The organism is Lysinibacillus sp. 1 U-2021, from assembly GCF_029916965.1.
In the GTDB taxonomy this organism is placed as follows: Bacteria; Bacillota; Bacilli; order Bacillales_A; family Planococcaceae; genus Lysinibacillus; species Lysinibacillus capsici.
In genome coordinates this window covers 4906811-4921932 of the sequence record NZ_CP123966.1, presented here as the reverse complement: position 1 = coordinate 4921932, position 15122 = coordinate 4906811, and the positions used below count along the sequence as shown (strand labels likewise).

Annotated in this window: 11 protein-coding genes; 9 read left to right on the top strand and 2 right to left on the bottom strand. The window is 37.6% G+C overall.

All coding sequences use genetic code 11. The features are described from left to right. The first annotated feature begins 257 nt into the window (after positions 1–257). The 4 genes from QH639_RS25945 (at position 258) to QH639_RS25930 (ending at position 5044) form a co-directional block, all read left to right on the top strand. Positions 258–1337 carry a metallophosphoesterase gene (locus tag QH639_RS25945; protein WP_237899177.1) on the top strand — a complete coding sequence of 360 codons (1080 nt, stop codon included), beginning with the start codon at positions 258–260 and terminating at the stop codon, positions 1335–1337. Between the two features lie 104 nt (positions 1338–1441). After that, positions 1442–2278 carry an undecaprenyl-diphosphate phosphatase gene (locus tag QH639_RS25940; RefSeq protein WP_175400802.1) on the top strand — a complete coding sequence of 279 codons (837 nt, stop codon included), beginning with the start codon at positions 1442–1444 and terminating at the stop codon, positions 2276–2278. Positions 2279–2572: 294 nt separating this feature from the next. Next, positions 2573–3865, top strand: a complete 1293-nt coding sequence (locus QH639_RS25935) for a globin-coupled sensor protein (protein WP_131520693.1) — start codon at positions 2573–2575, stop codon at positions 3863–3865. A 216-nt stretch (positions 3866–4081) separates the two neighbouring features. Beyond that, a complete protein-coding gene (locus tag QH639_RS25930; protein WP_281115469.1) occupies positions 4082–5044 on the top strand; it encodes a 2-hydroxyacid dehydrogenase in 963 nt (320 codons plus the stop codon). A 37-nt stretch (positions 5045–5081) separates the two neighbouring features. Here QH639_RS25930 and QH639_RS25925 read toward each other — a convergent pair whose 3' ends face one another. Continuing rightward, entirely contained in the window at positions 5082–5882 is an 801-nt protein-coding gene (locus tag QH639_RS25925) for a TIGR00266 family protein (protein WP_004229711.1), read from the bottom strand. 579 nt (positions 5883–6461) lie between these two features. Here QH639_RS25925 and QH639_RS25920 point away from each other — a divergent pair. The 4 genes from QH639_RS25920 (at position 6462) to QH639_RS25905 (ending at position 12566) form a co-directional block, all read left to right on the top strand. After that, a complete protein-coding gene (locus tag QH639_RS25920) occupies positions 6462–7940 on the top strand; it encodes an aldehyde dehydrogenase family protein (protein ID WP_004229708.1) in 1479 nt (492 codons plus the stop codon). A 26-nt stretch (positions 7941–7966) separates the two neighbouring features. Beyond that, on the top strand, positions 7967–9139 hold the full coding sequence (locus QH639_RS25915; RefSeq protein ID WP_131520695.1) for a saccharopine dehydrogenase family protein: 1173 nt from the start codon (positions 7967–7969) through the stop codon (positions 9137–9139). 9 nt (positions 9140–9148) lie between these two features. Further along, a complete protein-coding gene (locus QH639_RS25910) occupies positions 9149–10342 on the top strand; it encodes an acyl-CoA dehydrogenase family protein (RefSeq protein WP_237899183.1) in 1194 nt (397 codons plus the stop codon). Between the two features lie 124 nt (positions 10343–10466). Further along, positions 10467–12566, top strand: coding sequence for a beta-propeller domain-containing protein (locus QH639_RS25905; protein WP_281115468.1), 2100 nt, complete (start codon positions 10467–10469; stop codon positions 12564–12566). 52 nt (positions 12567–12618) lie between these two features. On the opposite strand, the gene QH639_RS25900 is transcribed toward QH639_RS25905, so the two are convergent. Next, positions 12619–14028 (bottom strand): polysaccharide deacetylase family protein, encoded by a 1410-nt coding sequence (locus QH639_RS25900; RefSeq protein ID WP_131520697.1) that lies wholly within the window; start codon positions 14026–14028, stop codon positions 12619–12621. Between the two features lie 338 nt (positions 14029–14366). Here QH639_RS25900 and QH639_RS25895 point away from each other — a divergent pair, with 338 nt between their 5' ends. Beyond that, positions 14367–15119 carry a threonine/serine exporter family protein gene (locus tag QH639_RS25895; RefSeq protein ID WP_131520698.1) on the top strand — a complete coding sequence of 251 codons (753 nt, stop codon included), beginning with the start codon at positions 14367–14369 and terminating at the stop codon, positions 15117–15119. The last annotated feature ends 3 nt before the right edge of the window (positions 15120–15122 follow it).

Sequence of the window (15122 nt, the reverse complement as noted above, 5' to 3'; positions counted from 1 at the left end):
ACTATGTTACTGGAAGAAATGAGAAAATAAAAGTGGCGTTTAGTATGTAAATGACGAAAATGTCATCTATATACAGTGAAATGTCATGTAAAACGAGAGTAACGAATGAAATGAAAAGGTAAACTTAAATTTGTCATAGAATAAATGGACAAGTTCCCACTTTCTCTAGAAGATTATTCAAGTGCTATAAGCAATATGATTGATAAGTATAATGGTATAATCAATTAAATTATAGAAAGAAAGTAGAGGACTTGGTTATGCCAAAAGTAATCGGCGCTGTTCTTTTAATTAGTATTTATAGTGCTTTGACTTTCTATTTAGGGTGGGGAGTAAAGCAGTGGCTTGTAGCAATGGGGTGGTTTCGTTTTCCAGTATTATTTTGGATATTGCTGTATATTGTTGCTTTTAGTATTATAATCGGAAGATTACACGAGTCATTACGAGTGTTTTCTGTAATCAGTAATTATTGGATGTTTATCTTTGAATATGGCTTATTGCTATGTTTAGTTGCACAATTCATTATTTGGCTCACGCCTTTTAAAAATGTGCAAATAATAGGTAGTATAGCAGTAGCAATCCTATTCTTGTTAAGTATCATTGGCTCCTATTTAGCCTACTCTCCAGTCGTTCGTCATTTAGAAATAACTGTTGATAAACAAGATAGTGAGTTAAACACACTAAGAGCTGTTGTAGCATCTGATTTTCACTTAGGTGTTTTATCACATAAACGACATTTACAACGTTTTGTAAGTTTAGCTAATGAAGCACAACCAGATATCGTGTTGTTAGCTGGGGATATTGTGGACGATGACCCTAAATGGTTTGTTCAAGAGGGTATGGCAGATGTCATGAAGCAATTAACATCTACATATGGAACATATGGTATAGTAGGTAACCATGAATATTATGGCAAAAAAATTCCTGAATTTATTAAGGAAATGGAAAATGCCAATGTGAAAATGCTCCTAGATGAAACAATTTTTATAGAAGATGCGTTTATATTAACAGGGCAAGAGGACAGAACGAATAAAGAAAGAAAACCACTTGAGGTACTAAAGCCTTCTGCTAATTTACCATGGCTTGTAATGAATCATACACCTGACGACTTGATCACGCCTTCTGAAATGGGCGTTGATTTACATATGTCTGGTCATACACACAAGGGACAACTGTGGCCGAATCAATTTATAACAGCTCGTGTATTTGAACTGGATTATGGTTATAAGTTGAAGGAACAGATGCATACACTTGTTTCATCAGGCTATGGCTTCTGGGGCCCACCGATGCGAATTGGCAGTAGATCAGAGCTTTGGGTAGTAGATATAACATTTAAATAGTATGTGATAATCTAACAATCGGCTTCTTAGGTGAAATGGCAGTAGTATATAAAAACGTAGTATTTTATAATAAGTGGGTATTTGATTAAAAAAGGTAAGGTGACATGGTGGAAATTATAGAGTTATTAAAAGCATTAATATTAGGCTTTGTCGAGGGTATGACAGAATTTGCACCAGTATCTTCTACGGGGCATATGATTATCGTGGATGATATGTGGTTAAAGACTGAGGAGTTTTTAGGGAAATATCCTGCCAACACATTTAAAATTGTTGTACAACTTGGTTCCATATTAGCGGTTATTGTAGTTATGTGGAAACGTATGTTAAGCTTAGTTGGTTTATATAAAATTGAAGGTCAAGCTAAGTCCATAAATGGCCGCTTTAACTTATTGCATGTTATTGTTGGTATGCTACCAGCAGTTGTCTTAGGTTTTGCATTCAAGGATTTTATTGACGACCATCTTTTTAAAGTAGAGCATGTTGTTTATGCACTCGTGGCAGGAGCAATTCTCATGATTGCTGCAGATAAGTTGGCACCGAGAAAACCAAAAGTAGATTCTTTAGATAAGATTTCTTATGGTTTAGCATTTAAGGTAGGACTTGTACAATGCCTATCTCTATGGCCAGGTTTTTCTCGTTCAGGTGCAACGATTTCAGGTGGGGTACTATTTGGTATGAGTCACCGTGTTGCAGCCGATTTTACATTCATTATGGCTGTGCCAATCATGGCAGGAGCTAGCCTCGTATCCGTTTTGAAAAACTGGGATACTTTATCAATGGACTATTTTGGCTTTTATGCTGTAGGATTTATTAGTTCGTTCGTCTTTGCATTACTGTCCATTAAGTTTTTCTTAGCGCTTATTTCAAAGGTAAAATTAATGCCTTTTGCCATTTATCGTTTAGTTTTAGCCGCAGTTCTTTGCGTTATCATTTTCATGTAAACAATAAGTCACGCTTCTTCTTCAAGAAGCAGTGGCTTTTTTTGCGTTAAAATTATTGAATCATCCATCCGTTTTTTCAATAAAGTGAGAAATAATGAGTATAAAGAATCATGTTGCGGCATAAATTAATAGCAAATTATAATAATATTAGACAACATTTACCTACATATTGTTCATTTAGATGTTTTGAGATTATAATTGATACATAAAGTGTCTAATTATTTGTTGTTTTTTTATAAAAAGTAGGAATATAGACTTAGTAAGGTATATGATTAAATATATGAGGTGGAGAAAATGTTTCAACTTATCAATAGATCTAAGAAAAGTACAATTGAAATAAGCAATGAAACAACAATCGGTATTTTTATAGAAGATCCAGACCGTTTACTACAATTAAATCTTGTAGGGTTAAGTGTGCATGATCTTCAGCTGATTAATAGTTTAAAACCATATGTAGAAAGAAATGTAGTAGAAGTGGTAGTGGCATTTTATCATGCAATAGAAAGTGTTCCTACCTTACAAAAGGTCATTCAATCACATAGCTCCAGCGAACGTTTACGTCAGACATTACGTCATCATATTATTGAAATGTTTGAGGGGCGAATAGATGAAGCCTTTTTAGAGAAGCGAAGACGTGTGGCAAAAATGCATGTAAAGATTAATTTATATCCGAAATGGTATTTAGCTGCATTTCAAATACTTGAGAAATCACTTCGCAAAATAGTCTATGAACTACGATTACCAAAGGGCGAAGAAGAGAAGTTTTGTGATGCTATCAGTAAAATATGTAATTTTGAACAACAAATCGTTTTAGAAGAATATGATAGCTATGCAAGTATACTAATTGAAACACAACGCAATAATGTTAGGGACCATGTAAAGGATGTTATAGGCGGAATTTCTACACAATTAGAGGTTCAATCACAAACTACGACTGAAACAGTAACAGAACTTGTATATAGCGCAAAGCGTGTCAACGTTTCTTTGAAGGAAAGTATGTATGAAGCAGAATCAATGCAAAAAGTGTCTAGTGAAGGCTATACTAAAATAATATCTATTAATGAGCAAACAGGGAAGATTCATCATAAGACCGTAGAAATGGCAAATATGGTGGAGCAATTAGATGCATCCTCTTCGAAAATAAATGCCGTTGTAGAAATTGTGAAAAGTATTTCTGGGCAAACAAATTTACTTGCGTTAAACTCTGCAATTGAGGCGGCACGTGCTGGTGAGCATGGTAAAGGCTTTGCAGTTGTTGCAAACGAAGTACGCAAACTTGCGGATCAAACGAAAAGTTCTGTTGAACAGATTGCTGAGTTAATCATGACGTCAAATGGTATCACAACACAAGTTGTACAAGCTATTCAGGACATACAGGAGCTTGTAAATAGTAGTATCGAACGTAATGCTGAATCTCTAAAAGCTTTTGATGCGATTTCTGGCTCTGTAGAAAATTCGATCTCAAATTTCCAAAAAGTCGATAATCAAGTATCTGAATTAGCTACTATTATTGAATCGATTGGTGAATCTTCGGAAGAATTAGCGGGGGTGGCTAATCGCTTAAATACAACAATAAGAGAGTTTTAAAAGAAACATAGCTATGCATACTATCTATGCATAGTTTTTTAGTATGTGAATTAGGATAAAAGGTCTTATTTTATGGATAAATCAACTAATAGGCTGATGAATTAGCTAATAACAAATTTTATAGAAAGAGGAAGATTACAAAACCCCTAGAAAATGCTTGTTTTAAGTGTTACGCTATAGGCGAATTAGGGAATTGAGTAGAGGGGTGTTTGGAGCATGAAAAAGAAATTATTTATAACACGTAAGTTTCCTACACATATTGTTGAACTGCTACAGGAGTTTTATGAAATCTCACAATGGGATGAGGAAGAAATTGTGATTCCACGTGAAAAATTGCTCACAGCTGTCGCTGACTGTGAGGTACTGTGGGTAACGATAGCTGACCAAGTAGATGAAGTATTACTTTCGCATGCCCCCAACTTAAAATTAGTGACGAATTTAGCAGTTGGATATAATAATATCGATGTGAAGGCTTTAAAAAAACGAGGCATTATGGCGACAAATACGCCTGGAGTTCTAACTAATACAACTGCGGATTTAGTATTTGGCTTACTGCTTGCAACTGCTCGTAGAATTCCAGAAAGTGAAAGATATTTACGTGAGGGCAAATGGAAAAGCTGGTATCCAATGCAACTGGTTGGCAAGGATGTTTCAGGAGCCACAATTGGCATTATTGGCATGGGAAGAATTGGCCAAGCTGTTGCTAGAAGAGCAAAAGGGTTTGATATGAAAATTTTGTATAATAATCGCAGACGTCGTCATGAAGCAGAAGAAATGTATGGCTTTCAGTATGTTTCGCTGGAGGATCTATTAAAGCAATCTGATTTTGTTGTGATTATGACACCTTATAATAGTGATACGGAAGGGCTCATTGGTGCAAAGGAACTTGCTTTGATGAAAGAAGATGCGGTATTAATTAATGCCTCACGGGGTGGAATTATTGATGAGGATGCGCTGTACGATGTTCTTAAAAATGGGAAGCTTTGGGCTGCAGGACTAGATGTGTTTGAACAAGAGCCAATTGCGATGGATCATCCTTTATTAACACTTCCAAATGTAGTAGCTCTGCCACATATCGGTAGCGCGTCATTAGAAACGAGAACGGCTATGCTCATGTTAAATGTAAAAGCTTTGACTGCTTATGGACAAGGAAAGGCAATATCCAATCGAATTGATTAAAAAGAGGAGCATATCGGTGAAAGATATGCTCCATTTTTTATCTATTGAATAAATCGAATAAGCCACCGATACCGCCTTCACCTTTAGATTGACCGCCGCCACCTTGCGAAATAGGTGCAGCTGCAAAGACACGACTGGCTAAACGGCTAAATGGTAATGATTGTACCCACACTGTTCCAGGACCACGTAATGTAGCAAAGAAGATTCCTTCGCCTCCAAACAGGGCTGTTTTTACGCCTCCAACCATTTCAATATCGTAATCTACATTGGATGTCATTGCTACAAGACATCCTGTATCCACACGTAAAACTTCACCTGGTTGTAATGTTTTTTCATGAATGGCTCCTCCTGCATGAACAAACGCCATGCCGTCACCTTCTAGCTTTTGCATAATGAAGCCTTCACCACCGAAGAAGCCTACTCCAATTTTTTTCTGAAATTCAACGCCTACAGAGACCCCTTTAGCAGCAGCTAAGAAGGCATCTTTTTGACAGATAATTTTACCATTTAATTGGCTTAAATCCATCGGAATAATCTTCCCAGGGTATGGTGATGCGAAATAAACATGCTTCTTACCTGAGCCAACGTTTGTGAATGTTGTCATGAATAAGCTCTCGCCTGTTATTAGGCGTTTTCCGGCACCTAATAATTTACCCATTAGACCACTTTGTGAGCCACCTCGTGAGCCGTCACCAAAAATAGTTTCCATATGGATCGAATCATCCATCATCATTAACGCTCCTGCTTCTGCAACAACTGTTTCCTGAGGGTCAAGCTCAACTTGCACATATTGCATGTCGTCACCAAATAACTTGTAGTCAATTTCATGATTATTCATAAAGGGATTCCTCCAAAAATAAATTTAATGATATTGTATACGATTATAAGCTACATTGGTTTCAATAGAAAATTAAATATTTTAGAAAAAAAGGGAATTAGTTAGAAAATGTCGAATATAAAAAACTAGAATGTGTATTATTTATTTTCATTTAACTAAGGGTATTGTGAATATACATAACCTTAAGAGGCTTCTAAATTCAGAAGTCATCCTCTATATTGAGGTAAGGAAGTTAAGTGGAAATAAAGCCTCTGGCAGTTGTCACCGATTATTATTGAAATGCTAGTATTACAAGGTGTGGTGTATATTGAAAATTCGGAATTTTGACATATTTTATCTCCGTTCATCCAAGATTCCTAATGAGATATTTATTGTTTTGGTGGGGATCACCTATTGATTGTATGGAGATAAAGCCACTGGTAGCTGTCACGAATAGTGAAACGTGCAAGCACACTCCACTACTCGGACACAATTATCCTAAGGCGAAAAGGATTCTGGTTAAATTCATAGACTTATACCTATGGAATACGACTGGTACAACAGCTGAGGCATCATAGAGTATTTCAGGGGGTGTATGTAGTGGAGATTAAAAACTATATCGGTGGTAAATGGATCACACATTCACATTTACAAAGTATAGCAGTGACGAACCCTGCAAACGGTGAGCAGCTTGCTACCATTCCGCGCTCTACTTCGAACGAGGTAGGTGAGGCTGTAGCTGTTGCTAAACAAGCACAAAAGAGCTGGGCACTTATACCAGCACCAAAACGTGCAGATTATTTATATGCCATCGGTCAAAAAATGAAAGAGAAAAAAGAACATTTGGCGACCGTTTTAACAAAAGAGATGGGCAAGGTCATTGAAGAGGCTAGAGGAGAAGTTCAAGAAGGAATTGATATGGCATACTATATGGCTGGTGAAGGACGTAGATTGTTTGGTGAAACAACACCGTCTGAGCTTGCCAATAAATTTGCTATGAGTGTAAGGGCACCTATAGGCGTTGTAGCACTCATTACACCTTGGAATTTCCCTGTTGCTATCGCCACGTGGAAGTCATTTCCTGCCATTGTTGCAGGGAATACATTCATTTGGAAACCGTCTAATGAGACTCCAATGATGGCCTATGAAATGGGTAAAATCTTTGAGGAAGTAGGCTTACCAGATGGTGTCGCTAATATCGTATTTGGTACAGGACCTACAGTAGGCACAGCATTAATTGAACATCCTGACGTCAAGGTTATTTCGTTTACGGGTTCTACAACAACAGGCAGTAAAGTAGCTGAGCTTGGCGGGAAGCATTTGAAAAAGGTTTCTTTAGAGATGGGTGGAAAAAATGCTGTTATTGTCATGAATGATGCTGATTTACAGCTAGCTACAGAAGGGATTTTATGGAGCGCATTTGGTACTGCTGGGCAAAGGTGTACAGCATGTAGCCGAGTCATTGTGCATAAAGATGTAAAAGAACAATTAGAGAAACGTCTCTTAGATGAAATGCAAAAGCTCACAATTGGGGATGGTCTAGATGAGGGAGTAAAAATCGGGCCAGTGATTAATAAAGCAGCATTGGAAAAAATTAATCACTATGTACAGATAGGTAAACAAGAGGGTGCTACATTATTAGCAGGTGGCAGGATACTAAATGAACCACCTTATGATAAGGGGTTCTATTATGAGCCAACATTGTTTACAAATGTGAAGCCTGACATGATTATTGCTCAAGAAGAAATCTTTGGTCCAGTCGTATCTCTAATTGAAGTGGCAAGTTTGGAAGAAGCAATTGAAGTAAATAATGGTGTGAAATTTGGCTTATCTAGCTCAATATTCTCACAAGATGTCAATACAATTTTTCGCGCACAACGTGATTTAGATACAGGTATTGTTTATGTAAATGCTGGCACAACAGGTGCTGAAATTCATTTGCCATTCGGAGGTACTAAAGGGACAGGAAATGGACACCGTGATTCAGGTGTAGCAGCCCTAGATGTATACACAGAGTGGAAGAGTATTTATGTAGACTACAGCGGTAAATTACAAAGAGCACAAATCGATACAGAGTAACAGATCAACGAAAGGGGATGTTCTTGATGAAAGTTGTTGTATTAGGTGCAGGTTTAATGGGGAAAGAGGTAGCTCGTGATTTAATAAAAAACGATAAAGTGGAGCGCGTGTATTTAGGTGATATCGATGTAAAAGTTGCACAGGACTTTGTAGATACGCTAGATACAGATAAGGTAGAAGTGGTAGAACTACACGCAGAACGTGACGATTCATTAATGAACGTTATTTCGAAGGGGGATGTTGCCGTCAATGCATTGTTTTATTCGTTCAATGAACGAGTAGCAAGAGCAGCTATTGAGGCAGGCGTTCATTCCGTTGATTTAGGTGGTCATATCGGTGGCGTTACAGAGAAGATATTAGATTTACATGAGGAAGCAAAGGCAAAAGGTGTTACAATCATTCCTGACCTAGGTGTTGCTCCCGGCATGATCAATATTCTAGCGGGCTATGGTGCTTCAAAATTAGACGAAGTAGAATCTATTAAACTATTTGTTGGTGGTATTCCAACTGAGCCAAAGCCTCCGCTTCATTATACACGCGTATTTTCTTTAGATGGCGTTTTCGATCATTATACTGAGCCTTCAAAAACGATACAGAAGGGCAAGCTTGAAGAAGTTCCATCCCTATCAGGCGTTGAACCTATTTATTTTGATGATTTCGGTGTGCTTGAGGCATTTTATACATCTGGTGGTATCTCCACATTGTATAAGACATTCCCAAATGTCCGCACATTAGAATATAAAACCATCCGTTATAAAGGCCATGCTGAGAAATTTAAACTTTTAGCAGACTTGGGCTTCCTTGATTCTGCGAATAAGGTAGAAGTGGATAATCAAGAAGTGCCTGTTCGTGCAGTCGTACGAGAGGCTCTCAAAAAGAAGCTTGAATTGGGCTCAAAACCTGATGCTGTATTGTTACGTGTTATTGTAGCAGGTGAAAAGGCCCAACAGCAGGTGACATATGAATATGAAATGGTTGTACGTAAAGATATGACTATTAATGAAACAGCTATGGCACGTGCTACGGCAAATACGATTTCAGTTGTTGCTCAGATGATTGGTGCCGGTGCTATTACAGAGCATGGTGTATTCCCGCCTGAAGCAATCGTGCCAGGTGATACGTATATTGAAGAGATGGCTAAACGAGGTGTGGTCATTAAAGAGACATCACATAAGTCTGCTATGATTGTGAAATGGTAGGTGCTGACCATGAACTTTGAAATGTCCACTGAACAGGAAATGCTAAGAAAAACAGTAAGACAGTTTGTTGATGAGGAAATCATTCCCTATATTGCAAAATGGGATGCTGAAGGTGGCTTTGATGCTAAAATTTGGTCCAGACTTGCTGAGCTTGGCTTAATGGGGGTTTGTGTTCCTGAACAATACGGAGGTAGTGGCATGGATTATAATGCACTTGCTATCGTATGTGAGGAGCTTGAACGGGGAGATACGGCATTTCGTACAGCCGTATCTGTCCATACAGGTTTAAATAGCATGACCTTAATGCAGTGGGGGACTGAAGAGCAAAAGCAGCGATACCTTGTTCCGCAAGCTAAAGGTGTACGGATTGGAGCTTTTGGTCTCACAGAACCTGGGGCTGGGTCTGATGTAGCTGCTATGTCAACAACTGCTGTCCGTGATGGAGATCATTATATCCTCAATGGGCAAAAAACGTGGATCTCCTTATGTGATATTGCAGACAACTTTATCGTATTTGCCTATACAGACAAATCGAAGAAACATCATGGAATTAGTGCGTTTATTGTAGAACGTTCCATGGCTGGTTTTACATCTAAAGCGATTAAAGGAAAATATGGTATTCGTGCTGGTAATACAGGTGAGCTCTTTTTTGAAGATTTACGCGTGCCAATTGAAAACCGACTTGGTGAAGAGGGCGAGGGTTTCAAAATTGCCATGTCTGCGCTAGATAATGGTCGATTTACAGTAGCAGCAGGTGCTGTTGGTTTGATCCAAGCTTGCATAGAGGCTAGTGTGAAATACTGCCATGAACGGGAGACATTTGGTAAACCTATTGGTGAGCATCAGCTTGTTGGACAAATGATTGCTAATATGGAAGCAGGCTATCAAATGAGTCGTCTCCTTGTCTATCGAGTTGGAGAATTGAAAAATAAAGGTGTTCGAAATACTCGAGAGACATCATTGGCAAAATGGCAGTCTTGTGATTTTGCGAATAAGGCTGCGGATGATGCGGTACAGATTCATGGAGCCTATGGCTATTCAGACGAGTATCCAGTTGCCCGTTATTTAAGAAACTCCAAAGCACCAGTCATTTATGAAGGGACTCGCGAAATTCATACTATTATGCAAGCAGATTATGTATTGGGAAGACGACAAGATAAGCCATTAAAAAATATGTTGCCTAAATGGCCATTTGAAGAATAAACGAGAGGGAAGTGTTTCCCTCTCGTTTTTTTGGTAGTGCCTTAACTTGAAAATTTCAGAAAAATGTAACTTTCCTCTTTTTTACTAGTCTAATTAATAAACAAGTATATGAAGGAGAGGAAAAATGATGAAAAGTAAATGGTTCGCAATTATGCTGATAATCGTTCTAGCTATCGTGCCTGGAATTTTTACATGGATAGTGAATACAGATGTGACGGCAAAGGCGGCTAGTGCAAGTATGGCAACACAAAACTGGCAAGCATCTTTTTCAGTTGCTTTAAAGAAAAACAAAATAACTGAGGAATATGTCTATATCACTACGGAAAAAGGACGCAAAGTACCTGCAACGATTGAATTGTTGGAAGATCAAAAAACGATAGTGGTCAATAAGTTAGCACCAGGTAATTATCAATTGCATGTAAAAAAGGAGGCCTTTGCACAAGGCGGACTGAATGTAGCTTCGCAGACAATCCCGTTTACAATTATGGAGACATTAACAGCCGTTAAATCGGAGAAAGAGTTACAGCAGTATTTTAAAAAGTTGTTAACAACTCAAAGAGTAGAAGTTAGAGAAGAAGAGAGCTTACAAAGTACAGCAAGTGAAGATAAAGCAACCGCTAATAATGAGTCTACAACTAATAATCAAGTAGAAGGGGTAGAAGAGGGAGACATTGTAGTTGTCAAAGATGGCTTTATTTACACTGCAAAAGATCAGAGCATTACAGTTGTGAATGCTAAAGATCCTAAGAATTTAAAGGTGGCTACAAGTATCAAATTAAAAGATTCCCAATATATTTCTAAGCTTGCCCTATATGACAATCTATTAATTGCTATCGGGGATCAATATATTGAAAAAGCTGGCACAGCTATGGTAACAGCCTCAATTTATGATATTTCAAATCCAAGCAATCCAAAGCATGTACGTGATGTTGGGCAAGAAGGCTTCTTGCAGGATATTCGCATAACGAATGATACATTATATTTAATCGGAAATATGTATCCAAATTACTGGATGCTACAAGAAAACAATAAAACCGATTTAAAGCCTAAAACATTTGATAGTATGGCAGGGCCAGAGTACAAAAGTCTGCCTTTAGAAAAAATCTCAATCTTACCAAATACGATGGATGGTACCTATAGTTTAATTACAGCTGTCGATTTAAAAAATGGAGCTAAGACAACGGCCAATACGAAAGGGTATTTAGGTGGAAGTAGTGGTCTTTATATGTCAGAGAATGCCCTGTATTTAACGACACCAATGTATGAAAGTAATATTGATGTTTCATCTGAAAAGCGCGTCATGGATATGATTTGGTTACCGAGGTCAGCCGACACTCAAATTTTCAAGTGGAATGTAGATGGAACGACTTTGAACTTTGTCGGAAGTACGGAAGTAAAGGGAACTGTGTTAAATCAGTATTCAATGGATGAATATAAGGGGAACTTCCGAATCTTTACAACAGAAGGTAATACGTGGAATGAGAAAAGTACTTCCTATAACCATCTCTTTATTTTGGATGAACATTTAAAACCGCTTGGTTCAGTAAAAGATATGGCGCCTGGAGAAAAGATATATTCAGCTAGATTTATGGGAGAAAAAGCATATGTGGTGACATTTAAACAAGTGGATCCACTATTTGTCATTGATGTAGCGAATCCGAAAAAGCCTGCAGTACTAGGGGAATTGAAGATTCCTGGCTTCAGTAATTACCTACATCCATTAGATGATAAGCATTTAATTGGTATTGGTTATGATACGGAGCAACGCTATGATTCGTATACAAAACGTAATTTTACTGTGACAACCAATATGAAGATGTCCCTATTTGATGTATCAGATTTCCGAAATCCGAAAGAGCAATCAACCGTAAAAATTGGTGGAAAAGGTTCTTCCTCTGAAGTGCAATACAATCCTAAAGCGCTATTCCGCAATAAGGAATTCAACTATTTTGGCTTCCCTGTAGTACTGTATGAGGCAGGTAAGGGAGACGAGGTTGTCTATCAAGGTCATGGTGCTCAAATTTATGAGATTACTGCAGAGAAAGGGATTGTATTGAAAGGAAATATAATCAATCGTAATAATAATGAGGCCTATGAAAATTGGGAGCAGGTTGTACAACGTGTTGTCTATATAGATGATACGCTGTATACAATAGCGCGTAACGAAGTGAAGAGCTATCAGTTAAATGACTTCAAGCCTTTAGATACTTTAACAATAAAATAATTGCAAAAGTCCAATGAATATCGAAATTCATTGGACTTTTTCTTTGTAAATACTATTGGCGATATGGCAGTATCTCGGACACAGTCACAAATTCATAGCCCTGCTCTTGTAAATAGGCAAGAACAGCATCAAGCCCGTCTGCAGTGGATTGATGAATATCATGCATTAAGACAATGGCATTATTGTGTAAATTATTTTTTACGTGTGGCAATAGCTGCTGTGCATTTCGATGTTTCCAATCCAATGTGTCAATTGTCCATAGCACAACAGGGATAGGAATCTCAGCATTAATTGTGTCATTAGTTGCACCGTATGGTGGTCTAAAAACTGTAGCACCTTGATTGATTGCCTTCTCAATTTCAGTGGCAGTAGTGTTATATTCTTTCATCACTTGTTCCTGCGTAAGCTTTGTTAAGACAGGGTGGTTCCACGAATGGTTTCCAATTTCATGACCGCGCGCAAGAACATCTTTTACGATGTCAGGATAGTATTGTACACGACTACCGAGCATGAAGAAAGTAGCCTTTGCGTGGTACTTATCGAGAATATTTAAAATTTGCTCCGTCACTTTTGGATGTGGACCATCATCAAATGTTAAAGCAATACGTTTTTTATTCGGATCACCAGTTGGTGGTGGATTAATTGGTTTTACATTTTCCATTGCGATCTGAAATTCAGAGGCTAACAATGGGTTAATAAGCGAAAGGGGTAGTTTCACTATTGGGGTACCTGCTGCTCCACTAGCAATCTCATATTCATCGAAATAGATTTGTAATGAATCGTCAACAATAGCAAAGCGATTGAAGTTAGACCATTTGGGTTCTGTAGCTTTTAATAGTTCATCGTTGAAAAGCTCATCCTTTAATTGGAGGTTTTTTTGCAAATCCTTTCGAACATTTACAGCCAACGTAGATAAGTTATTCTCATCATTTTGTAAGAGCGTTTGAATCGTAATTTGTTCGCCCGTTTCGTTGTTAATGAAGTATGTTTTTGTGGAGACTTCGTGATTGGCTCCACCTACATATAGCATTTTTGTAAGCACAAAGGAATAGTAATGCTCTCGGTATGGAAAAGTTTCAAGACTAATATTTAATTCACCCATAGCTTCTTTATCTTTATTTTTCTTCATCGATGTTAGATAGTTTTCTTTTGAATCCGATATGTATTGTAATACGGCATCATTAAAAACCTCGTTATCTGTTTGCGGGTAATGAATAGCAAATGGTGTTCGTTTGTCATTTGAAACGTCCGTAACAATACGTATGCCTGGAAACGCAGAACTTTCGGTCGATAAATGACTATTCACCGATTCCGTCTCGGATTCTTTTGAAGCACTAATCTTTTGAAACTTAAAGTCATCCTTTGAAAGGATAATAAAAAGTATAATAGTTGTTAAGGTCACAATAAGGCTAAGTAATAAGAAATCAATTATTGGACCGCGTCTTTTTCTGCGTTCCTGCATGGTTTTGGATACGCTCCCCTCTTTTTTTATTTTCTATACAATCAGACGTGCCAGTCATTAAAAAAGTTATACAAATCTAGAATCTTTTTATGTAATTTTATGGAAATTTATTAAGGTCACTTTTTCTTCAAGAATCAGCGAATTAATTGTAGTTGTACTTCTATTTAAGAGGTTGTAAAATACCTACTAAAATAGAAAAAACACATGCGTAATATTAGTGTAACTGTAAAAATAAATTGAAAGATAATCCATTGCTTATGAAAAATTTTCAGTTGAGTTTTTATTGGCAGTTCGTTAATATTGGCAAGGAACCTTTTTGAAGGAGGCAGATAGCTGCAATGGTCTTACAAGATGCGGATAATGAACTTACGATTGACTGTTTGTTGCTTGCAGGACGCATTATGATTGAAAGTGGTGCAGAAACATACCGCGTAGAGGATACGATGCTACGTATGGCACATTCTCAAAATATGCCGAATGCTCAATGTTATGCCACACCAACTGGCATCATTTTTTCGTTAGGCAAGACACAGCCAACAAGAATTACATCAATTCCCAGTAGGGTTACAGATTTGCAAAAAATCGCCTTGGTAAATTCAGTATCTCGTAGACTCACATCTCAAATCATAACATTAGAAGAAGCTTATGACGAGTTAAAGTCGATACAAAAAACAAATTATTTTTTACCAACTTATTTGCAAGTTTTGGCAGCTGCGCTTGCTAGTGGTTGTTTCCTTATTATGTTTAAGGGTGGATGGTCAGATTTTCCGGTAGCTTTTTTAGCAGGTGGGCTAGGTTTCCTAGTACTGATAATCATTAATCATTTAACAAGGGTAAAGTTTTTTTCTGAATTTACAGCATCACTCGTCCTCGGCTTTGTTGCCTTCTTTGCAGTAAAGTATGGTTATGGTACTGAACTTGATAAAATTATTATTAGTTCCGTCATGCCACTCGTACCAGGTATTTTGATTACAAATGCTGTTCGTGATTTAATGGCAGGTCATTTTATGTCAGGGATGGCAAAGGGAGCAGAGGCCTTTTTAACAGCCTTTGCTATTGGTGCAGCAATTGCCGTCACACTAGGATTTTAGGAG